A 24795-nucleotide genomic window follows, 5' to 3' on the forward strand; every position below is an offset into this window, starting at 1 on the left:
TAAGGGCGGAACCCTAATCAGCCGTTACCGCAGCAACGGATATGCCCCCAAAACCAACCAAGAAAATGATTACCCCAACACCCCCGCCAACGCCCGGCTCAGGCGTTCATGCACCCGCAAAACATCAGGCATCACCGAAGCCATCCGCAGCAAATCATGCGTCAGCCCCGGACAGTGCTCAACCTCGACACTCACCCCCTGCCCACGCAGTTTGTCAGCATAAGCCTGCCCCTCATCAAACAATGGATCGAAGCCCGCCAACAACACAATCGCCGGCGCCACACCGCGCAGATCCTCCGCCAACAACGGCGAAAAGCGCCAATCCAGATAGTCTTGCGGACTGCGAGCGTAATGCTGATAAAACCAGTCAAGCGTATCGTTCTCCAACAGATAACCCTCACTGAACAACAACCGCGAATCGTGCACGCGCGATGCATCGGTCACCGGATAGCACAACAACTGTGCCTTGGGTGCGATGGCCACAGTGTGCGGTTGCACCACCGCCTGCAGCGCCAGCACCGTGGCCAACGTGGCACCGGCGCTGTCGCCACCAAACGCCACGCGCGAGGCATCAAGGCCAAGACTTACGGCGTTTTCCGCCAACCATGACAAAGCGTCTTCGCCATCCTCCAGTGCCGTTGGAAAACGATGCTCCGGGGCCAGTCGATAGCCGACCGACAACACCGCACACGGCGTGCGCTGGCAAAACTCGCGGCACACACCGTCGTGCGAATCGAGGCTGCCGACAACAAAACCACCACCATGGAAATACACCAGCACCGGCATCGGCGAGGCCCCAGCATTGGGGTGATACAGACGCAGTGCCAACGGCGCACCATCACGTGCCGACGTGTCGATTTCGCTGACCATCAGGTCTTGCGGCGCCGGCCAGCGCAATTGCGCAGTGGTCTGCTCGAAAGTCGCGCGGGCTTCGCTCGGGGTCATTTGGTGCATGGCCGGCAGGCCGGCGTCCTGGCTGTCTTGGGCCAGGTCGAGAAAGGCTTCCAGATCAGGGTGTAACGACATCGCTAAAATCCTTGTATCGGCAAAAAAAGGGGCGCACCTCGGCAGCGCCCCCGGAGATGACTGAGCGCGTGGCGATCAGCCCACGCGTGCCATGCAATGCTCGACCAACGCCTCCAGCTCACGCTGGAAATCGTCCATCAAGGCATCCATCGTGCCGGCGCGATAACGCTGGCTGCTGTAGATGCAACGCAAGGCCAACCGACCGTCATAGACCTGGCCGACAATTTCCAGCCAGTTGCCCAGATTGGCTTTCAGGCTGTAGTTGTCGCCGGTTTCTTCCAGCGCTGGCACCAGCAGTGCCTGCTCGTCGAAACTCTGATCAAACTGCCCCAGGTAGTTGAACGTGACCCGTGCTTGCGGCAGTTCGGCCAGTTGCCGCGCCACCTCAGCCCCAGCCAGATGACGCAATACGCCATAGCCGATGCCCTTCTGCGGTACCGCTGCCAACTGTGCCTGCACATTGACGATCGACTGGCCGATGTCGTCGCTGTCGGGGCGCAAACGCACCGGGAACATGCTGGTGAACCAGCCCAGGCTGCGGCTCAGGTCGATGGACTCGAACAGGTCTTCACGACCATGGCCTTCGAGCAGAATCAGCGCCGACGGTTGTTGACTCCAGCGGCACAGGGCACGACTGAGCGCCGACAACAGCAGGTCGTTGATCTGCGTGCCGTATACCGCCGGAGCCTGTTTGAGCAGTTGTTCAGTGTGCTCGCGAGACAGTTTCAGTCGCGCCTGTGCCTGCTGACGCACGAGGTTTTTGCCACGCAGGTTGTCGCAAGGCAGGTCGACACCCGGCTGATCCAGTTGCTCCCGCCAGTACGCCAGTTCCTGCTCGGCAATCACCGGCGCCTGCGCCTGCAAGGCCTCGGCGAACGATCGGTAACTGCTGGTGCGAATCGGCAGTTTCGGTTCGAGCCCCTGCACGCAGGCCTCGTATGCCACTTTCAAATCGTCGAGCAGAATTCGCCACGACACGGTGTCGACCACCAAGTGGTGAATCACCACCAGCAGGCGCGCCTGGCCATCCGGCAAGGCAACATGCATCACCCGCCAGACCGGCCCGTCGTCGAGTTTCAGGCTGCGCTGGGCGAGGTTGGCCAAGGCTTCGACCTGTTCGCTGTTGTCCGCCTCGCGGCGCCAGAGCAACGCTTCGCCCTGTTCACTGAGGTCACAGTAACGCTGCAACCAGCGCCCGCCTTCGTGGGAGAACCGCAGGCGCAGCGAGTCGTGATGTTGCTCGATCCAGCCCAGTGCCTGCTCCAGTGCATCGAGGTCCAGCGGCTGGCGCGCACTCAACAGCAATGACTGGTTGTAGTGATGCGCCTCGGCCATGCCTTCGGCAAAGAACCACTCCTGAATCGGCAGAAGATTGAACAAACCCTCGGCGGCGACGTGCGTGACGTCCGCCTGCGGTTTTGGCGTGCCCTCCTTCGCCGCTTCCTGCTCGACGATGCCGGCGATGGTTTGATAACGCATCAGGTCGCGCAGCTTGAGATCCATCTGCAACGTCGGATGGTTTCTGACGCGGGAGATCACCTGCAAACTCAGAATCGAGTCGCCGCCCAGTTCAAAGAAATTATCGCTGATGCCCACTTGTTCGACTTGCAGCACCTGCGCCCAGATGTCCGCGAGCAGGCTTTCCTGCTCATTGCGCGGGGCGGCGTATTCTTCGGTTTTGAATTCCGGTTCCGGCAGCGCCTTGCGATCCAGCTTGCCGTTAGGCGTTACCGGGAAAGCGTTCAGGCAAACGATCTGCGCCGGCACCATGTATTCCGGCAACGAGGTGCGCAGACCCGCCTTGAGTTCATCGCCAATGTCTTCGCCGGTCGCAGTGACCACATAACCGATCAGTTGCTTGCCGGAAGCATTGTCGCGGGCGATCACCAGTGCGTCGGTGACCGACGGCAACTGGCGCAGACTGGCCTCGACTTCGCCCAGTTCGATGCGGAAGCCGCGGACCTTGACCTGATGGTCGATACGGCCGACGTAATCGACCACACCGTCGGCACGCAAACGCACCAGGTCGCCGCTGCGATACAGGCGTTCACCCGCCGCGAACGGGTTGGGCACGAAGCGCTCGCAAGTCAGCTCCGGACGGCCGTGATAACCCCGGGCGACGCCATAGCCGCCGATGTACAACTCGCCGGCAAAGCCTGGCGGCAGCGGGTTCATATCCTCGTCCAGCACGTACAGCGAGCGTGCGCCCACCGCACGGCCGATCGGCGCATACGCGGCTTCGCAATGCTGGCTGACCGGGACTTTCCAGAGCATCGGCGTGACCACGGTTTCGGTCGGCCCGTAGCCGTTGGTGAAGTACTGCGGACGCAGCGCAGCCTTGACCTGCTCGAAGGTCTGATCCGGCACCGCATCACCGCCGAAGCAGTAGATGCGCACTGGTGGCGGCGCGATACCGCTGGCCGCGGCGTACTCGGCCAGCTGCTTGAGATAGGCCGGCGGGAAGCAGGCAATGGTGATGCCGTAATCATGCAGCGCCTGATAGGTCTGCTCCGGTGTCCACAGGCAACCGTCGCGAATCACCAGACGACCGCCGCTGTACAAGGTGCTCAACCAGCGCTCATGGGCACCGTCGAAGGCGAACGACATGAAGTGCAGTTCGCAACTGCTGGCGTCCATTTCGTACAACTCGGCGATGGCCTGACAGTGCATGCTCAGCGGGCCTTGCGTCACCGCGACGCCTTTCGGTCGACCGGTGGAACCCGAGGTGTAAACCAGATACGCCAGGCCCTGTTCCTGCACCCGGCAATCGGGGGCGTGGTCGGCATAACGGCTTTCATCGAGGTGATCGATTTCCAGGCGCAGCAGACCTTGCGGCGCCGGCAAGGTCGCTCGCAGGCTGCTCTGGGTCAACAACAGGGCCATGCCCGAATCTTCGATCATGTACGCCAGACGCTCCGGCGGATACTCGATGTCCAGCGGCACATACGCCGCACCGCTCTTGAGCACGGCGAGGAAGCTCACGACCATTTCCAGCGAGCGCGGCAAGGCCACGCCGATCACCACTTCCGGACCGGCGCCGTGTTCGATCAGGCAGTGCGCCAGTCGGTTGGCGCGTTGCTCGAGTTCGGCGTAGGTCAGGTTCATCCCGGCACATTGCAGAGCAATAGCCTGCGGCTGTTGTTGCGCGTGACGGCTGATCAATTCCGGCAACAGCGCCGCTTGATGGGTATGCGCCGGTTCAGCACTCCAGACCTGCGCCGCTTGCCATTGCTCACCGCTCAAGCGCTGCAAATTACCGAGGCGCTCGTACGGCGCCGCCAGCATCGCGGCGAGGGTATTTTCCATGGTCTGGCGAATACCGACGACGGCCTCGGCGCTGAAGTGGCTGCGCAAATACAGGTATTCGATCGATAACTCGTCACCGAGCATCACCGCGAGGTCCATCGGCACGTTGGTCACACCGTGGCCGATGGATTTGCCGAAGGTCAGGTCAGTGTCGTTTTCTTCCTGTAGGCGGTCGTCGATCGGGAAGTTTTCGAACACCACAATGCTATCGAACAACGCCTGACCACCGAGGCTGGACCAGCGCTGTACATCGGCCAGCGGCGCCTGGGAGTAATCGCGAATGTCGAGGTTGTAGGCCTGCACTTCGCCCAGCCAGTCAGCCAGACGCTGATCGGCTTGCGGCGTCTGAATGATCGGCAAGGTATTGATGAACAGACCGAGCATGTTGCCGACATTCGCCAGACTTTCCGGACGCCCCGACACCGTGGCGCCAAAGGTCACCGTCTGCTGCCCGGTGTAGCGTTGCAACAGCAGCAACCATGCGCCCTGAATCAGCGTGTTGGGGGTGATGCGCAGGTCGCGGCAGAACTGCAACAGCCGCGCGGTCTGCGCTGTGTCCCAGTTCGAATAGATCGCATCGTGACCGGCAACATCGGCGCTGTGGCGCGGGTGCATCGCCTGGCTCAGTGCCGTCGGCTCGCTGACCACCGCCAGGCGCGCCTTCCAGAACAACTCCTGGGCGTCCTGATCCTGTGCCTGCAGCCAGGCGATGAAGTCGCGGTAACGACCGTTCTCGCCGATGATTTCGCCCTTGGCGTAATACTGCAGGACCTCACCGAACAGCCGCGAACTGCTCCAGCCGTCCATGAGAATGTGGTGGCTGGTCCAGATCATCTGGTACTGATCGTCGCTCAGGCGCAGCAGGGTCACCCGCAACAAACGCGCATCGGCCAGATTGAAACCGAGCGCGCGGTCATCGCTGGCAAACGCGGCAATCCGCTCCTCACTGGTCTCCTGACCACGCCAATCGAGCACCTGCATTTGCAACGGCGCATGGCGATGCACCACCTGCAACGGTTTGGCCAGGCCATCCTGCCAATGGAAACTGGTGCGCAGAATCGCCTGACGGGCGATGACGAATTCCCACGCCTGGCGGAAGCGTTCCACATCCAGGCCCTTGATCGGCAGGCTGACCTGCTGCACGTACAGGCTGCTGCCGTTATCCGACAGGGTGTGGAAGAGCATGCCTTCCTGCATCGGCGACAGCGGGTAGACATCCTCGATCATGTCCGCCGGCACTGGCAACGCATCGAGCTGCGCCTGATCCAGTTCGGCCAACGGATAATCCGCAGGCGCCTCGCCAGTCGAGTGCTCGAGTGAGACCACTGCAGCCAGCTTCTGCACGGTCTGCTGCTGGAACAGGTCTTTGGGGGTGAAGCCAATCCCCTGCTGACGCGCGCGGCTGACCAGTTGAATCGAGATGATCGAGTCGCCGCCCAGCGCAAAGTAGTTATCGGTCACGCCGACCCGCTCGATCTTCAGGATGTCCTGCCAGACCTCGGCCAGTTGCTGCTCCAGCGGCGTCGACGGCGCGACGTATTCACGCTGCGACTGGCTGACGTCCGGTGTCGGCAAGGCCTTGCGGTCGAGTTTACCGTTGGGGGTCAGCGGCAACTGTTCGAGGAACAGCCACTGCGCCGGCACCATGTAGTCCGGCAGATGCGCCTTCAGCGCGGTCTGCAATGCTTCACTCAAGCCGTCGAGTTGTTCGAGGCTGAGGCTGCTGTCACTTGGCACCACATACGCGACCAGTTGCTGGCCACTGTGGCCATCCACCGCCAACACCACACCTTCGCGCACATTGTCCTGAGCGAGCAGACGCGCTTCGATTTCACCCAGCTCGATACGGAAACCGCGCACCTTGACCTGATGATCGATACGCCCGACGTATTCGATTCGGCCGTCCTCCGTGAAGCGAGTCAGGTCGCCGGTGCGGTACATGCGCTCGCCACTGCTCGAGAATGGATTGGGCACGAAACGTTCGGCGGTCAGGCCCGGGCGGAACAGGTAGCCACGGGTGATGCCATCGCCGGCCAGATACAACTCGGCCGCCACGCCAATCGGTGCTTGCTGCAATTGCTCATCGAGCAGGTACGCCGTGGTGTTGACCAGCGGCCGGCCGATGTTCGCCTGACCACCAAGTTCGCGGCGGGTGCAGGTCGAATAGGTGGTGTCTTCCGACGGCCCGTACAGGTCGTAGACATGCGCCACCGCCGTCTCGCGGCAGAGCGTGTCGACCAGGCTCTGCTTCAACGGCTCACCGGCGAGGTTGATGATGCGCACGCCCGGCGGAATTTGCCCGGTGCGTTGCAGCGCGGCAATCGCCGACGGCACGGTGTTGATCAGGCGCACCTGATCGCGCTCCGGCAAGTCCGGCAGCTCCAGGGCATTGCGCGCCATGACGATCGAGCCGCCGCGTGCGAGGGTGACGAAAATCTCCCACACCGACAGGTCGAAGCACACCGACGTCGACGCCAGCACACCGTGCAGATCGTCTTCGCTGTAGACCTCGGCAGACCAGTGAATCAGCGCCTGTACGTTGCGGTGGGCGATGGCAACACCTTTCGGTTTGCCGGTGGAACCCGAGGTATAGATCACGTAGGCCAGATTGGCCGAATCAGCGCGCGCCGGAAGATTATCCGCAGGCTGCTCGGCAAACGCCGCACCACCCGCCTCGACCAGCACCACCTGCGCATCGGTCTGCGGCAGTTGCGCCAGCAGCGATTGCTGCGTCAGCAAGACTTTCGCCTGACTGTCGTCGAGCATGTAGGCCACGCGATCTGCCGGGTAATCCGGGTCCAGCGGCACATAGGTGCCACCGGCCTTGAGCACCGCCATCAGGGCGATCACCAGTTCCGCCGAACGCGGCATCGCCACGCCCACGCGGATTTCCGCACCGACACCCAGCGCCAGCAGATGATGGGCCAGTTGGTTGGCGCGTTGATTGAGTTCGGCATAGCTCAGGGCGACGCCCGCATGACTCAGAGCCAGTGCCTGCGGATGCGCCGCGACGCGAAGCTCAAAACTCTGCGGGATCAGTCGTTCCGCCGGATACGCAGCCTGATTGGCGTTCCTTTGCGCCAGGGTCTGGCGTTCGGCGAGTGGCAGCAGACCGATCTCACCGAGCAGACGCTGTGGCGCCTCAATGAACTGACGCAGCACTTCTTCCAGATGCCCTGCCAGACTCAGCACGCTGCGTTCGGCAAAGTGCTCGGTGAGGTAGTTGAAGTCCAGGTTCAAGACGTCGCTGGCCCCGGCGATCAGGGTCAGACCGTAGTTGGTTTGCTCGCGGTGCTCCAGTCCGCCAAAACGCAGACCGCCCGGGTTGGCTTCCAGCGCTTCGGACACCGGATAGTTTTCAAACACCAGCAAGGTGTCGAACAGCGCTTCGCCACTCAACTGAGCCAGACGCTGGATGTCCTGCAACGGCGTCTGCTCGTAGTCGCGCAGCAACAGGTTTTTGTCCTGCACGCTGCGCACCCAGTCGCCGACGCTGAGCGTGGCCTGCGGGCTGGCGATTACTGGCAAGGTGTTGATGAACAGGCCCAATTGCTGCTCGATGCCCGGCAGATCCACCGGACGCCCGGACACCGTGGCACCAAAGGCCACAGTGGCCTGGCCGGTGTAGCGCTGCAACACCAATAGCCATGCGGCTTGTACCAGGCTGTTGAGGGTCACTTGCTGCTGACGGGAGAAACCGTTCAGGCGCTGAGTGAAGGCTTGGTCAAAATGCAGGCGATGCATCTGTTTGCCCGGCCCCGGCACGGTACGCCCGTGGCAAGCCGAGGCCAGTCGGGTCGGTTCCTCCAGTGCGGCCAGCTGTCCGCGCCAGAAATCCTGTGAGGCGGCTTTGTCCTGACCTTGCAGCCAGACCAGGAAATCACGGTAACGACCCTGCGCGCCCGGCACCGGTTGACCTGCGTAATCCTGCAACACCTCGCCGAACATCCGCGAGTTGCTCCAGCCATCCATGAGGATGTGGTGGCAGGTGAAAATCAGCCGATGGCGATCATCAGCCGTGCGCAGCAGGCACAGACGCAGCAGCGGCGGATTCTGCAGATCGAAACCGCGCTCGCGATCAGCCTGCGCCCGCGCCTCAAGCACGGCCGGCAAGTCCGCCACACCGCGCACATCGACTTCGGGCATTTCCAGGATCAACTGGCGATTGATCACTTGCAGCGGCGCATCAAGACCATCGCGGCCCCAGATAAAACCGGCGCGCAGCACTTCATGGCGATCCACCACGCGCTGCCAGGCCTGCTGGAAACGCGCCACGTCGAGGCCGTCGATATCCAGCAGCATCTGATAGACGTAGGCGCTGGCATCGGCGTCGTACAGGCTGTGGAACAGAATGCCTTGTTGCATCGGCGCCAGCGGATAGATGTCCTCGATGCGTTGGGCGGCGATCGGCAAGCTGTCCAGGTGCGCCTGGGACAACCCGGCCAACGGCACATCCGACGGCGTCAAACCACCGCTTGGATGGCTCAGGCAATGGTCGATCAACTCGCTCAGCGCCACTTCATAAGCACGGGCCAAAGCGTTGATGGTGGACTCTTCGAAGACATCGCCACTGTAAGTCCAGGTCAGGCTCAGTTGGCCCTGATAGACCCGGCCATCGATGGTCAGCCAGTTGGCCATCGGCGCGTTTTCGTCCTGGCCGGCGCCCTTGTCTTCGGTAGCCGGCACCCACAGGGCGCCTTCGTCGAAGTTGTTGTCGAACTGGCCAAGGTAGTTGAACGTCACTTTCGGATGTGCGAGATCGTTCAATGCGGCTTGCGACTCGGCGCTGCCCAGATAACGCAGCAAGCCATAGCCGATGCCTTTGTGCGGGATCGCGCGCAGTTGCTCCTTGATGCCTTTGATCGAGGTTTCGAGACTCGCGTCCGGGGTCAGGCGCACCGGGAACATGCTGGTGAACCAACCCACCGTGCGGCTCAGGTCGACGTCATCGAACAGGTCTTCCCGACCATGCCCCTCAAGCTGCACCAGTGCGCTGTCGGTGTTGGTCCATTGGCACAGCACGCGGGCCAGCGCGGTCAGCAGCAGGTCGTTGACCTGGGTGCGATAAACCGCCGGCGCCTGTTGCAGCAACTGACGGGTGCGTTCGGCGTCGAGACGCGTATCGACGCTGCGTTCGAAACGGTTGCTCAACTGGCCCTGCGGATTGTCCAGCGGCAGTTCGACCGACACATCGCGCAGCTGCCCGCGCCAGTAATCCAGTTCGCTTTCCAGCTCGGCACTGCGGGCATGCTCCTGCAGACGCTTGCCCCAATCCTTGAACGCGCTGGTCTTGGCCGGCAGACGCACAGCCTGACCGCTGCTCAGCTGTTGATAGGTCGTTTGCAAATCCTCCAGCAGGATCCGCCACGACACGCCATCGACCACCAGGTGATGAATCACCAGCAACAGACGCTGGCTGGCGTCCGGCAAGTCAACCAATGCTGCGCGAATCAACGGGCCATCGAGCAAATCCAGACTGCGCTGCAACTCCTGGCAAAGCGCGGGCAATGCGGCGCTGTCGTCCAGTGTGACCGTGCGCAGCAAGGCGTGCGCCTGATCCGCAGGCGCGTGGCTCTGCTGCCAGCCGTCGTTAGTCTGGCAGTAGCGCAGGCGCAGGGCGTCGTGGTGGCGTTGCAGGTGCAACAGCGCCTGCTCCAGTGGCGCCGCTTGCAGCGTGGTAGCCGGGGTCAACAGGATCGACTGGTTCCAGTGATGCCGCGCCGGGATGTCGCTATTGAAAAAGTAATGCTGGATCGGTGTCAGCAGCGCGTCGCCGAGCACTTCGCCCTGCTGCATCTGCACCGCGTCGCTCTGTTGCGCGACAGTCGCCAGACGTTGCACGGTCTGGTGCTGGAAGATGTCTTTGGGGGTGAAGCGAATGCCCGCATGACGGGCGCGGCTGACCACCTGAATCGAAATGATCGAGTCACCGCCCAGCTCGAAGAAGTTGTCGTTGAGCCCGACACGCTCGACCTTCAGCACGTCCTGCCAGATCTCGGCCAGACGCTGTTCCAGTGGGTTGCGCGGCGCGGCATACACTTCCTGTACCTGCGCAACTTCCGGATGCGGCAGTTGCTTGCGATCGAGCTTGCCGTTGGCCGTCAGCGGCAGACGCTCAAGGAACGCCCAACTGACCGGGACCATGTAGTCCGGCAGGGTCTCGCGCAAATGTGCCTTGATCGAATCGCGCAGTGCACCCTGCCCTTCGCCGTCCAGTTGTTCTTTCGCGACGATCCACGTCGCCAGTTGCTGGCCGCTGATACCGTCGACCGCCAGCACCACCGCTTCGCGCACCTCAGGGTGCTTGAGCAGTTGCGCTTCGATTTCGCCCAGCTCGATACGGAAACCACGAATCTTCACCTGATGGTCGATCCGCCCGATGTACTCGATCACGCCATCGCCGCGTAGCCGCGCCAGGTCGCCGGTGCGATACAGGCGCTCGCCGGCCTGCGGATTGAACGGATCGGGAACGAATCGCGTGGCGGTCATGCCGGCCTGATTCAGGTAGCCCCGGGCCAGACCGGCACCGGCGATGTACAACTCACCGATGCAGCCTTGCGGCACCAGATTCAGCGAGCTGTCGAGCAAGTACCACGACAAGTCGACAATCGGCTCGCCGATCGGGCTGCTGTGGCTTTGCTCAAGATCAGCCATCGACAACGGTCGGTACGTCACGTGCACGGTGGTTTCGGTGATGCCGTACATATTGATCAGCGTTGGCGCGCGGTCGCCGAAACGCTCGAACCACGGGCGCAGGCTCTGCACTTCCAGCGCCTCGCCACCAAACACCACGTAGCGCAATGAGTTGCTGCGCGTCGACTCGCTGGCGACCTGCATCAATGGCTTGAACGCCGATGGCGTCTGGTTCAGCACGGTGACATTTTCATCGCACAGCAGGGTGTAGAAATCTTCCGGAGAACGGCTGATGTCATGCGGCACCACCACCAGTTTGCCGCCATACAGCAGCGCGCCGAAAATCTCCCAGACCGAGAAGTCGAAGGCGTAGGAGTGGAACAGCGTCCAGCTGTCCTGCGGGCCGAAATCGAACCAGTGCTCGGTGGCACTGAACAGCCGCATGACGTTGCCGTGCGGCAGCAATGCGCCTTTCGGTTTGCCGGTGGAGCCGGAGGTGTAGATGACGTACGCCAGGCTGTCCGGCGTGGTCAGGCACAGCGGATTGGTTTCAATGCGGTGTTCTGGCGCCTGATCCAGATCGAGGCACGCCAGCCCCGACGGCACCGGCAGTTGCGCGAGCAGATGGCCTTGGGTCAACAGCAGCTCGATGCCGCTGTCCTCGATCATGTAGCTCAAGCGATCATCCGGATAACCCGGATCCAGCGGCACATAAGCGCCACCGGCCTTGAGCACGGCAAGGATGGCGACAATCATGTCCAGCGAACGCTCGACCGCCACGCCAACACGCACATCCGGGCCGACGCCACGGGCGATCAACGCATGCGCCCACTGGTTGGCGCGACGATTGAGTTCGGCGTAGGTCAGGCGTTGCCCGTCATACGTCACGGCGACCGCGTCGGGATCACGCTCGGCCTGCGCTTCAATGGCTTGGTGAATGCACTGCTCAAGCAGTTGCTCGACCCGCTGAGGATTCCACTGCGCCAGCAATTGTTGCTGCTGACCGGCATCGAGCATCGGCAACTGGCCGATACGTTGCGTCGGCTCGGCGACGATGGCCTGCAACAACGCGTTCCAGTGTTGCGCCAGACGCTCGATGGTCACCGCGTCGAACAGATCCGTGGCGTACTTGAGCACGGCTTCGATGCCATGGGCCTGTTCGGTGGTGTTGAGGGTCAGGTCGAACTGCGCGGTCTGGCTCTGCCATTCCAGCGGCTCGATGTTCAGGCCATTCAAACGGGTTTCGACACTCGCGCGGCGCTCGGCCTGATGGTTGAACATCACCTGGAACAGCGGACTGTGACTGAGGCTGCGGCCCGGTTCCAGCGCTTCGACCAGTTGCTCGAAGGGCAAGTCCTGATGGGCCTGCGCTTGCTGCGCGGTCTGTTTGACCTGACGCAGCAGATCGACAAAGGACATCTGCCCGTCGATGTCGGCCTTGAGCACCTGAGTGTTGACGAAGAAGCCGATCAGCCGCTCGATCTCCACCCGGCCACGGTTGGCATTCGGCACGCCGACGCGGATGTCGGCCTGACCGCTATAACGGTGCAACAGGGCCTGGAACGAGGCCAGCAAGACCACGAACAGGGTGACGTTTTCTTGCCGGGCGAAGGCCTTGAGCGCGTGGCTCAGCGCCGGGTCGAGAATCAGGTTGTGGCTGGCGCCGGCGAAGCTTTGCTCGATGGAGCGCGGGCGATCCATCGGCAGTTCGAGTACCGGTTGTTCGCCGCCGAGTTTCTCTTGCCAGTAAGCCAGTTGCCGCTCCTGCTCACCGGCCTCCATCCACTGCCGTTGCCACAAGGCGTAGTCGGCGTATTGAATCGGCAAGGCCGGCAGACCGGCATCGTGACCGAGGTTGAAACCGGCGTAGAGCTGCACCAGTTCCTCGATCATCACTTGCAGCGACCAGCCATCGGAGACGATGTGGTGCAGGGTCAGCACCAGCACATGGTCATTGGGGGTGACTTGCAGCAGCGCTGCGCGCAAGAGCGGGCCGTGCTGCAGGTCGAACGTTTTCTGGCTCTGGGTCTGCACGAACGCCTGGATCGAAGCATCCGCGTCGTTGGTCAGTTCAGCGCTCAGTTGATGAGTCTCCAGTGCAAAGGGTCCTGCGGGCAGGACCACTTGCAAGGGTTGCGCGGTTTCCTGAGAGAACACCGTGCGCAAGGTTTCGTGTCGTTCGATCAGCGCCTGAACACTGCGCTCCAGCGCGCTGACATCCAGCGGGCCCTGCAAACGCAGGGCCGTCGGAATGTTGTAGGCCGCACTGTGCGGCGCCCACTGCCAGAGAAACCACTGGCGCTGCTGAGCGTAGGACAGCAGCAACGGCTCCTCAGCCGTGCGCTTGAAAACCGGGGCAATGTCAAAGAGGTTGACGCCTTTCTGCTTGAGCAGAACCGCCAGAGCCTTTCTTTGCTTAGCCGAAAGTTGTCCTACCGACTCGATTAACTCTTGCACGCGTTTTTCCCTCTCAAGAAATCAGTTTTTCCAGATCATCGAGGGATAGACGTTTGAGGGCCTCCAGGGATTTAGCCAATTCATCCTGAACGGGCGACATTTCGACGCGCAAGGCCTCGATTCGCGCACAGAACGCATTGAGGGTGTCGGTTTCGAACAGCTCTTTGAGCGGCACCTTGTCGCCCAGACGCTCCTTGATCCGGGTCACCACCAGCGTCGCCAGCAACGAGTGCCCGCCAAGCTGGAAGAAGTTGTCCGCGAGGCCCACTTGCTCAACCTCCAGCACTTCCTGCCAGATCGTCGCCACTTCCCACTGCAAATCGCTTTGCGGCGGTTGGTAATGCTGCTGCGTCGGGCCGTCGCCCAAGGCCATCAGTGCCTTGCGATCGAGCTTGCCGTTGGGGGTCAGCGGGATGGCGTCGATCAGGTGCACGTGGCCCGGCACCATGTGCGCTGGCAAGCGACTGGCCAGTGCACTGCGCAAGCGTTCCACCCACACCGTTTGATCGACCACTGCCTGCGCCACCACGTAGGCGTGCAGGTGTTTACCGGCGGCACCGTCTTGCGCGAGCACCACAGCTTCGCGGATCTCGTCCTGCTCCAGCAGCCGCGCTTCGATTTCGCTGAGTTCGATACGGAAGCCGCGAATCTTCACCTGATGGTCGGCCCGGCCGATGTACTCGATGTTGTCATCGCTGCCCTGGCGTACCAGATCGCCGGTGCGGTACAGGCGCTCGCCGTTGCTGGCGTACGGATTCGGCACAAAGCGCTCGGCGGTCAGTGCCGCGCGCAGCAGATAACCCCGGGTGACACCGGCACCGCCCAGGTACAACTCGGCAGGCACGCCACTCGGCAGTACTTGCAACTGGCTGTCGAGCAGATAGGCCACGGTGTTCGGCAACGGTCGGCCGATGCTCGCCTGGCCCTGGAGTGTGCGCAGGGTGAAGGTCGAATAGGTGGTGTCCTCCGACGGCCCGTAGAGGTCGTAGACCAACTGCACCGACGTGCTCGCGTACAGCGTGTCGACCAGGCTTTGCTTGAGCGGTTCGCCGGCCAGATTGATGGTCGCCACCGAATGCGGAATCTGCCCGGCCCGTTGCAGCGCGGCAATCGCCGACGGCACCGTGTTGATCAGCGTGACCTGTTCGCGGGCCGGCAAATCGGCCAGCGCCAGCGCATTGTCCGCCAGCACCAGGCAACCACCGCAGGCCAGGGTGACAAAGATTTCCCAGACCGACAGGTCGAAGCAGATCGACGTCGAGGCCAGCACACCGCGCAGTTGTTCTTCGTGATAGACCCCGGCCGACCATTGAATCAACGCCGACAGGTTGCCATGGGTGATGGCCACGCCTTTCGGTTTGCCGGTGGAGCCGGAGGTGTAGATGACGTACGCCAGATTCTGTGCAGTGACATTCACCAGCGGTGCCGTTGTCGGGAACGCGCTCAACGCGCCCTCTTCCACCAACAGCACCTGCGCGCTCAACGTCTCAGGCAACAGCGCCAGTGCGGCCGGCTCGGTGATCAGCACGGCGGCGCGGCTGTCGTCGAGCATGTGCAACAAGCGTTCCTGTGGATAGTCCGGATCCAGCGGCACATAGGCGCCACCCGCCTTGAGGATCGCCAACAGCGCCACGAGCATGTCCGGCGTGCGGCGCATGCACACCCCGACCCGCACCTCCGACCCGACGCCCAGTGTTTGTAGCTGGTGCGCCAGGCGATTGGCCCGGGTATCGAGGCTCTGATAATCGAGCCGTTGCTCGGCGAACAGCACCGCATGTGCTTGTGGCTGACGCTGCACCTGCGCAGCGAGATGTTCCAGCACTGTGCGCGCGTCCGTTGCCGTAACGTCGGCCTTGCCCCAAGCGATGGCCTGTTGACGCTGTGGTTCGGCGAGCAATTGCAGCGCACCCAACGGCTGAGAGGCATCGGCGAGGAACTGCGTCAGCAGGCTCTGCAGTTGCGCGCTCAAACCGCTGATTGCGGCCGCATCGAAACTGGCCCGGTCGTAACTGATCCCCAGGCTCAGTTCACGCCCGGTCACCGCCACCAGCGTCAACGGGTAGTTGGTCTGTTCCTGACGACGAATCGCCGAGAACGTCAGCCCCGTGGCCGGGCCCTGTTGCAGCGCTTCGGCCATCGGGTAGTTTTCGAACACCAGAATGCTGTCGAACAACGCACCGTTACCCGCACCGGCCCAACGCTGAATGTCGTAGAGCGGCGTGTGTTCGTGCTCGCGCAGGGCCAGATTGACGTCTTGCACCTGTTGCAGCCACTGGCCGACGACGATCTCGGCGGACGGCGCCGCGACCACCGGCAAGGTGTTGATGAACAGACCGATCTGCTGCTCGACGCCCGGCAAATCCGTCGGACGCCCGGCGACGGTGGCGCCGAATGCCACATGGTCCTGCCCGGTATAACGCTGCAACAGCACCAGCCACGCCGCTTGCACCAAGGTGTTGAGGGTGACTTTCTGCTCGCGGGCGAAGCGGTTCAAGTCCGCCGTCAAGGTTTCGCTGAATACATGCTCGTGATCGGCGTACCCGCGGGCCGCGTGCTGGCCGATGGACAAGACACCGGCCAGACGCGTCGGCTCATCAAGATCAGCGAGGGCCGTCGTCCAGAAATCACGACTGGCCTGCTGATCACGCTGACCCAGCCATTCGATGTAATCGCGATAACGCCCCTGCCCGACCGCCGGGGTCAGGCCGGCATAACGCTGCAGCACTTCGCCGAACAACTGCGAGGTGCTCCAGCCGTCCATGAGGATGTGGTGGCAGGTGTAGATCAGGTGATGCGTAGCCTCACCCGTGCGCACCAGCGTCACCCGCAACAGCGGCGCGCCGGTCAGGTCGAAACCGCTGGCCAAGTCCTCACTGGCCAGTTGCTCCAGCGCCGCACCGATGTCAGCACGACCGCGCCAGTCCTGCATGCGCCATGGCATCTGAGCACTCTGACGAACCACTTGCACCGCCGCGGCGGCATCCTGTGGCCAGACGAATGCCGTGCGCAGGATCTCGTGGGCATCAACGGTTTGCTGCCAGGCCTGCCGGAAACGCTCGGCGTCGAGTTGTTGCACATCGACGCGCAATTGATTGGTGTACGCCGGACTGTCCGGATCGTTGACGCTGTGGAACAGAATGCCCTGCTGCATCGGCGACAACGGATAGAGGTCGACGATGTCGCGGGCCGGGATCGGCAGCGCCGACAGCTGTGCCTGGGTCAGTGTTGCCAGACTGAAGTCCGACGGCGTCACAGCCGCCTCGCCACTGTCGCAGCAATGCTCGATCAAACGCTCCAGCTCGCGACGATAGGCCTCGGCCAGCGCCTCGACCGTTTCTGTGCGATACATGCCGGTGCCGAAGGTCCAGGTCAATTCCAGCTCACCGCCATAGACCTGACCATCAACGCTCAGCCAGTTACCCAACGGTGCAGCCGCGTCCTGATTGGCGCCGGTGCTTTCACCACTCGGCACGAACAGCGCGCCGGCGTCGGCGTTGAACGCGCCGTCGAACTGGCCGAGGTAGTTGAAGGTCACGCGCGGCTGCGGCAATCCCTGCAACTCGGCGAACTGGCTCAGGTAACGCAACACACCAAATCCGATGCCTTTGCCCGGCACCGCACGCAATTGCTCCTTGATCGCGCAGAGGGACGCACCCGGCGTAGCCTCGGGTGTCAGGCGCACCGGGAACAAGCTGCTGAACCAGCCCACGGTGCGGCTCAGGTCGATGTCGTCGAACAGGTCCTCACGGCCATGACCTTCGAGCTGAATCAGTACCGAAGGCTGTTCGCTCCAGTCACACAACACCCGCGCCAGGGCCGCCAGCAGCAGGTCGTTGATCTGCGTGCGATACGCCGCTGGCGCCACTTTCAGCAGTTTGTGGGTCAGTGTCTGGCTCAGGCGCGAGCTGGCGCGGCCCGCCTGTTCGCGGGTCTGGGTGTCCTGGGGGAAATCGCGTGGCAGTTGCGCGTCGCTCGCCTCCAGGGTTTGCCGCCAGTAGGCAGTCTCAGCGGCCAGCGCTGCGCTCTGCCCGTAACGATGCAGATGTTCGGCCCAACTGTGCAGCGAGCTGCTTTTGCCCGGCAAGACCAGCGGCGTGCCCGCCGCCAGCGTAGTGTAAGCGTGCTGCAGATCTTCCAGCAGAATGCGCCACGACACGCCATCCACCACCAAGTGATGAATAACCAGCAACAGGCGTTGCTCAGCGTTCGGCAGGTTCACCAGCACCGCCCGCACCAAACGCCCTTGTTGCAGATCGAGACTGCGCTGGGCGTCGTCGGCGAGTGCCGGCAAAGCGTCCACGCTGGCAAGTTCGCGTACCCACAACAGCTCCGGATCACGTTGGGTCTGCGGCATTGCCTGCCACACGTCGCCGGACGCCTGGAAATTCAGCGTCAATGCTTCGTGCTGTTCGATCAGCGCCGCCAGCGCTGTGCGCAGAGGCGCGGCGTCGAGCGGTGTGGTCGGCTGCAGCATCACCGACTGGTTCCAGTGCTGACGCTGGGCAATCGCGGTTGCGAAGAACCGTGCCTGGATCGGCAGCAATGGCAACGGTCCGCGAGCGGCCGGTACCGCAGCCGTGACGGGTTTGGCTTCGATCAGCTTGGCCACAGCGGCCAGTTGGCCGATGGTCTGTTTTTCGAACAGTTGCTTGGGGCTCAGCTTGATGCCCTGGCGTTTGGCGCGAGCGATGATTTGCAGGCTGAGGATCGAGTCGCCGCCCAGTTCGAAGAAGTTGTCGGTGCTGCCCACGCGCTCCAGTTTGAGCACGTCGGCCCAGATCGCCGCGAGTTTTTCTTCGATTTCACCCACTGGTGCGACGAAGTGTTGAGTGACCACGCCCGGCACCGGCAAGGCACGTTTGTCGAGCTTACCGTTGGCCGTCAGCGGCAATGTTTCCAGTAACACAATCTGTGTGGGAACCATGTAGTCCGGCAGGCACGCCTGCAATTGCTCGCGCAGCGCCTGCGCCTGCAAGGTCAGCCCCGCCGTTGGTACACACCACGCAACCAGTTGCAGACGCGTCGGGTCGTCATCCAGTGCCAGCGCCAGCACCGCCGCTTCGCTGACGCCGTCCAGGCCCAGCAACACCCGCGCGACTTCCGCCGGCTCCACGCGATAACCGCGCACCTTGACTTGGTCGTCGGCGCGGCCGATGAATTCCACCGTTTGCTGACGATTGCGGCGTACTCGGTCGCCGCTGCGATACACCCGCGCACCCGGCGCGCCGAACGGATCCGGCAGGAAGCGCTCGGCGGTCAGCCCTGGCTGATTCAGGTAGCCCAGCGCGACGCTGTCACCACCGATGTACAACTCGCCGGCCACCTGATCGGCAACGTTGTTCAGCACATCGTCGAGCACGTAAACGTGAGCGCCGGCCAGTGCGCTACCGACCGGTACGCTGCGCGTCAGGGTCAGATCACCGACTTCATGGGCCAGTACGCCCACCGTGGTTTCGCTCGGCCCGTAGTGGTTGATGATGCGGCAGCCCGGTTTGAGCTCGCGCACGCGCTCGACCAGCGCTGGCGAGCATGCTTCACCGCCGACGATCAGCGCGTGTTCCGGTAGCACGTCGGCAGCCCGCGTGGCCTGCAGCAACGCGGCCAGATGACCCGGGACGATTTTCAGCATGCCCACTTGATGCCTGGCCATGTACTCGGCAAACCGGTCCGGATCGAAGCCCAATTCTTCCGGCAAGACATGCAGCAGTCGCCCCGAACACAGCGCACCGAACAGCACGGTAAAACCAAGGTCGGCGGCGATGGTCGAGACCAGCGCCATGCTGGCGTCCGCTGTCGGCGCCAGTCGCTCAAGCACACCGCGCACATAACTGCCCAGCGCGCCATGGCTGACCAGTACGCCTTTCGGTTGCCCGGTGGAACCGGAGGTGTGAATCACATACGCCGGTGATTGCGCGCACAGCGTCACGGCGGGGCAAGTGTCCGGCATGGACTGCCACTGCTGCGCTGCAAAGGCGATGCCCTGACAACCATCGACCGCCAGCGCGGACACGCGTGCATCGCCGTCGGCGCACAACAGCAGCCGTGCTTTCGCAGCGCCGAGCATATGCTGCAAACGTGCGTCCGGCGCTTTGACGTCCAGCGGCATGTACACCGCACCCGCCTTGAAGATCGCCAGCACCGAAGTCAGCCAGTCCAGCGAACGCTCCATCAGCACCGCCACCGGCTGCCCATCGCGCACGCCTTGGGCGCGCAAATGATGGGCCAGCCGATTGGCCGCCTGATCCAGCACCTGATAACTCAAAGCCTGATTCAGGTCGCGCGCGGCCAGCGCTTCAGGCTGGCGGGCGACCTCACGATCCCAGTGCTGCAACACCGACAACGCCGGTTCGGCGGGTGCCGGGAGTGGCGCTGGCGAGATCTGCGCAACACTGTGCAACGGCGCTTGCGGCGCTTTCAGCAATTCGCTGAACAGACCGAGCAAGGCCGGCACAAAAGCTTCGACGGTTTCCGCCCGATAGAGGTCGCTGGCATAAGTCATCTGGCCGTGAATCAGCGTGCCGTCATCGGTAATGTCCAGCGCCAGATCGAAGTGAGTGCCATCCTTGTCCAGCGGATACTCGGCCACGCTCAGCCCGGGCAGCGCCATCGAACGCTGCTTCTGCATACCGACGTTCTGGTTGAACTTGGCCTGGAACAGCGGGTTGTGGCCCAAGGTGCGTTCTGCCACCAACTCGTCCACCAGTTGCTCGAACGGCAACTCTTGATGCGCCTGCGCACCGAACGCGGCTTCACGCACCCGCGCCAGCAAATCCTCGAAACTGCCGCGTTCATCCACCTCGCATCGCAGCACCTGAGTGTTGACGAAAAAGCCGATCAGCCCTTCGACTTCAGCACGGCCACGGTTGGCATTCGGCACGCCGACGCGAATGTCACGCTGCCCGGCCTGCCGCGACAGGAACAACGAGAACCCAGCCAGCACCAGCATGAACAGACTGATGCCCTGGCTACGGGCAAAGGCGTTGAGTTGCAGGGACAGCGGCGCACCAAAATCAAAACTCAGGGTCTGGCCCTCGAAGCTTTGCGTCAGTGGCCGGGCAAAGTCCGGCGCGACTTCCAGCAGCGGGTGTTCTTCACCCAGTTGCTGACGCCAGTAATCGAGTTGCCGTTCGCCCTCGCCGGCCTCCAGCCAGCGGCGTTGCCAGATCGCGTAGTCGGCGTATTGCAGCGCCAGCGCTGGCAATTGCGGTTCGCGTTCGAGGCTGAACGCCTGATAGCACTGGACGAATTCCTTGACCATCACGTCCATCGACCAGCCGTCAGAGACGATGTGGTGCATGCTCACCACCAGCACGAACTCTTCGTTGGCCAGCGCAAACAGACTGGCGCGCAGCAGCGGCCCGTGGCGCAAATCGAATGGCCGTGCGGTGACGCTCTGCACCTGTTGCGCCAACGCCTGCTCGCGCTCTGACGGCGGCAGCCCGGTCAGGTCAATGCGTTCCACGGCCAGGGGTTGCTGATCAAGGATGACCTGGTGTGGCTGATCACCGTCAGTCTGGAACACCGTGCGCAGGACCTCATGGCGCGCCACCAGGTGATCGAAGGAGCGCTGCAGCGCCGCTTCGTCCAGACGCCCGTTCAGGCGCAGGCCGGCGGCCATGTTGTAGGCGGCGCTTTGCGGTTCGAGTTGCCAGAGAAACAGCAGACGCTGCTGAGCGAACGACAACGGAATCGGCGCGACATCGTGCCGACTGACCGGCAGCGGCAACAGGCTGAAGTCCTTGCCGTCCTCGCGCAGCTTGGCCAGAAACAGCCGACGCTGTTCCAGCGGCAAGCCGACGAACCTCTTCGCGATACGTTCCGCCATGGTGCCGCTCATACTTCTTCTCCTTGCAAAGCATTCATGAACTGATCCATATCGGACCAGTCGTCGTTCGTTGCACTGTCAGCCAGTTGCGCCAGCACCCCCGCCAGTTCACCCAGCAGCGGTTTCTCGAACAGGCTGCGCAGCGGCAACACCACGCCCAATTGAGTTTTGATGCGCGCGATCACCTGCGCGGCCAGCAGCGAATGGCCGCCCAATTCAAAGAAGTGATCATCCAGACCGACCCGTGCCACTTGCAGGACCTCTGCCCAGATTTGCGCCAGTTGTTGTTCGGTATCGGTTTGCGGCGGGCGATAGTCGCCTTGCAGTTGACTCGGATCCGGTGCCGGCAAGGCCTTGCGATCGAGTTTGCCGCTCGGTGTCAGCGGCAGGTTTGCCAGCAACAGCAGATGGCCCGGCACCATGTAATCCGGCAGATTGGCTTGCAGCGCCGCGCGGATTTGCTGACGGAACGCCGTTTGCGTCGCTGCACTTTGCAGCACCGCCGGATCGCTGACCACGTAGGCCACCAGTTGCAAACCACCGCTTAGCGGAACTGCCAGCACCACCGCCTCGCGGATGCCGGGGCATTGCTGCAGGCGCGATTCGATTTCGCCCAGTTCGATGCGGAAACCGCGAATCTTCACTTGATGATCGACCCGGCCGATGTACTCCACTGCTCCGTCAGGTCGCAGTCGCGCGCGGTCGCCGGTGCGGTACAGGCGCTGGCCGTCGGCGAACGGGTCGGCGATAAAGCGCTCGGCGCTGAGGGTCGGCTGACGGTGATAACCCCGCGCCAGGCCAGGCCCGCCGATGTACAACTCGCCCACCGCGCCTTGAGGCAGCAGGTTCAAATCATCGTCGAGCACGTACAGGCGGCGTGCGTCGAGACCGTAGCCGATCGGGATGCCGCGCCACGACACGGCGTCGGCCGTCAGCGCGGTGCAGTCGTGAATGGTCGAAACCACCGTGGCTTCGGTCGGCCCGTAGGTGTTGAGCAAGCGCACATGGCCCAAACCGGCCTGTTGCCACAGGCGCAAACCGTCTACCGCCATCGCCTCGCCGCCGACGTGAATCTGCCGCAGCGCAGCGAAACCGGCCGGTGGATTAGCGGCGTATTCCTGCACCAGCCAATACCAATAAGCGGCCGGCAGATCAGCCAGGGTGATGCCATGTTCGACAATGACCTGATGCAACGCCGCGCTGTCCCACAACCGCGCATCACGCAGGACGACTGCGGCACCGTGACACAGCGGCGGGAAAAACTGCTCGACGAAGCCGTCGAAGCTGCTGGTGGCGAACTGCAAAACGCGATCGCCTTCGCGCAAGTCGCTGTAATCGATGGCGCGGGCGATGAACTCGCTCAACGCGCCATGACTGACCGCGACGCCTTTCGGGCGGCCGGTCGAGCCTGAGGTGTAGATCACGTAGGCGAGGTTTTGCGCGGCGACCGTCACAGGCAGATTGTCGGCAGGATCACTGTCGGCCAACTGCTCCAGACACAGGCAATCGACGTCATCCAGATCCGGCAGGCTGGCGAGGCTTTCGCGATCGGTCAGCAGCAGTTTCAGGCCACTGTCATCGAGCACGTGGCGCAAACGTTCGGCCGGTGTCTGCGGATCCAGCGGCACGTAAGCGCCGCCGGCCTTGAGCACCGCCAGCAATGCCACTGCCAGTTCCAGCGAGCGCCCCAGCGCCACGCCGACCAGCACGTCAGGGCCGACACCGCGAGTGCGCAACTGATGGGCCAGACGATTGCTGCGGGTGTTCAACTCGGCATAGCTGAGTGACGGCGACGGCTTGGTCGCGAGAATCACCGCCGCTGCCTGCGGCGTGCGCGCCACCTGCGCTTCGAACAGGGTCTGCACACTGGCGAAAACCGGTTCTGCCTTGGTGACTTGAATCAGTTGTGCACGTTCAGTCTCCGCCAGCAGTTCGACTTCGCCGACGATTTGCTGCGGATCACGGCACACGGACGCGAGGATGTTGCGCCAATGCCCGGCCATCGCGGCGATGGTTGCGGCATCAAAAATATCGGTGGCGTAGGTGAAGGCCGCGAACAACTGCTCACCCTCCTCGCGGGTGTCGAGCATCAGGTCGCTGGTGGCGGCATGTTGGCGACCGCTGCCGGCCAGTTGTGTTTCCGTCAAATAGCCCACCTGCAAACCGGACTCGAGTTGCACGTGCTGCAAGTCGGTCACCAGCGGCTGGTGGTTGAACATCACCTGGAACAGCGGGTTGTGGCTTTGGCTGCGCGCCGGTTGCAAGGCTTCGATCAAGGCGTCGAACGGCAGATCCTGATGAACCTGCGCGCCGAGTGCGGCCTGACGCAGGTTCTGCAACAGATCGGCAAAACGTGTTTGCGCGGTGACTTCGCTGCGCAGGATCTGCGTGTTGACGAAGAAGCCGATCAGCCCTTCGGTTTCGCTGCGGGTGCGGTTGGCGATCAGCCCGCCAACGCGAATATCGGTCTGGCCGCTGTAGCGATGCAGCAACGTTTTGAACGCGGCCAGCAACACCACAAACAGTGTCACGCCCTGACGCTGGGCAAGGCTTTTCAGCTCCTGACGCAGCGCTGCGTCGATCACCGTTTCCAGACGCGCGCCCTGATGACTGGATTGCGCCGGATAGGCACGATCGGTCGGCAGCTCCAGCACCGGATGCTCGTCGCCCAATTGCGTGCGCCAGTAATCCAGCTGACGCTCGCGCTCACCGGCCTCCAGCCAACTACGCTGCCACAACGCGTAATCGCGGTAATGCACGGTGAGCGCAGGCAACGACGGCTCGCGCCCCGCCACCCGTGCGTCATAGATGCGCATGAACTCATCGATGAGAATGTTCATCGACCAGCCATCGGCGATGATGTGGTGCAAGGTCAGCAGCAACACATGCTCCTGCTCGGCCAGGCGCAACAGGCGCAGACTGAGCAGCGGGCCATTCTCCAGATCAAAGGCTTGACCGGCCTCAGCCATCATGTGCTGTTGCGCCAGCGGCCAGCGCTGGGCTTCGGGCACCGCACTGAGATCGCTGATCGCCAGTTTCAACGGCTGCGGTTCAGCGACGCGCTGAACCGCGCGCTCACCATCCTGACCGAAGGTGGTGCGCAAGCACTCGTGCCGCGCCGCCAACTGACTGAACGCCTGCTCCAGCGCCTGCGCTTGCAAGTCTCCCGTAAGACGTACCGCCATTGGCAAGTTGTAAGCAGCGCTGTGCGGGTCCAGTTGCCAGAGAAACCACATCCGCTGCTGGGCATACGAAAGTCCGTCTCGCTCGGCGATCCCGTCACAGGCAGTCATGGGCAGCTGCGCAAAATCGATGCCCTCACGGGCCATACCGGCGAGGAACAAACGGCGTTTGTCCTGTGGCAGTTCGATAAAACGACGGGCTAGTTTCTGGGCGTCTGCGGCATTCATGCATGGGGTCCTTGCTGATCGGCGGCGTGACCAGGAGACCCGGTCGTATCAACAAGAACGAATGACAAACGCGATGATTTAGCGCGCTGGCGCAACAGCGGCCCGACGGTAGACACACAAATGCCGAAGCCGGTACGA

General features: G+C 62.8%; 4 protein-coding genes. All 4 read right to left on the bottom strand.

Going from position 1 to position 24795, the window contains the following annotated elements; translation table 11 throughout:
• Positions 1 to 69 precede the first annotated feature (69 nt).
• The 4 genes from PMI23_RS13220 to PMI23_RS13235 all read right to left on the bottom strand — a co-directional run bounded on the left by PMI23_RS13220 (position 70) and on the right by PMI23_RS13235 (position 24657).
• Positions 70 to 1026, bottom strand: a complete 957-nt coding sequence (locus PMI23_RS13220) for an alpha/beta hydrolase (protein ID WP_007917116.1) — start codon at positions 1024 to 1026, stop codon at positions 70 to 72.
• A gap of 75 nt (positions 1027 to 1101) precedes the next feature.
• Entirely contained in the window at positions 1102 to 13422 is a 12321-nt protein-coding gene (locus tag PMI23_RS13225; RefSeq protein ID WP_007917118.1) for a non-ribosomal peptide synthase/polyketide synthase, read from the bottom strand.
• Positions 13423 to 13435: 13 nt separating this feature from the next.
• A complete protein-coding gene (locus tag PMI23_RS13230; protein ID WP_007917120.1) occupies positions 13436 to 21259 on the bottom strand; it encodes a non-ribosomal peptide synthetase in 7824 nt (2607 codons plus the stop codon).
• Positions 21256 to 24657 (bottom strand): non-ribosomal peptide synthetase, encoded by a 3402-nt coding sequence (locus PMI23_RS13235; RefSeq protein WP_007917123.1) that lies wholly within the window; start codon positions 24655 to 24657, stop codon positions 21256 to 21258. Before PMI23_RS13235 ends, PMI23_RS13230 begins: the two co-directional genes overlap by 4 nt.
• Between the last annotated feature and the right edge of the window lie 138 nt (positions 24658 to 24795).

Origin of the sequence: Pseudomonas sp. GM24 (assembly GCF_000282235.1) — a bacterium.
In the GTDB taxonomy this organism is placed as follows: domain Bacteria; phylum Pseudomonadota; class Gammaproteobacteria; order Pseudomonadales; family Pseudomonadaceae; genus Aquipseudomonas.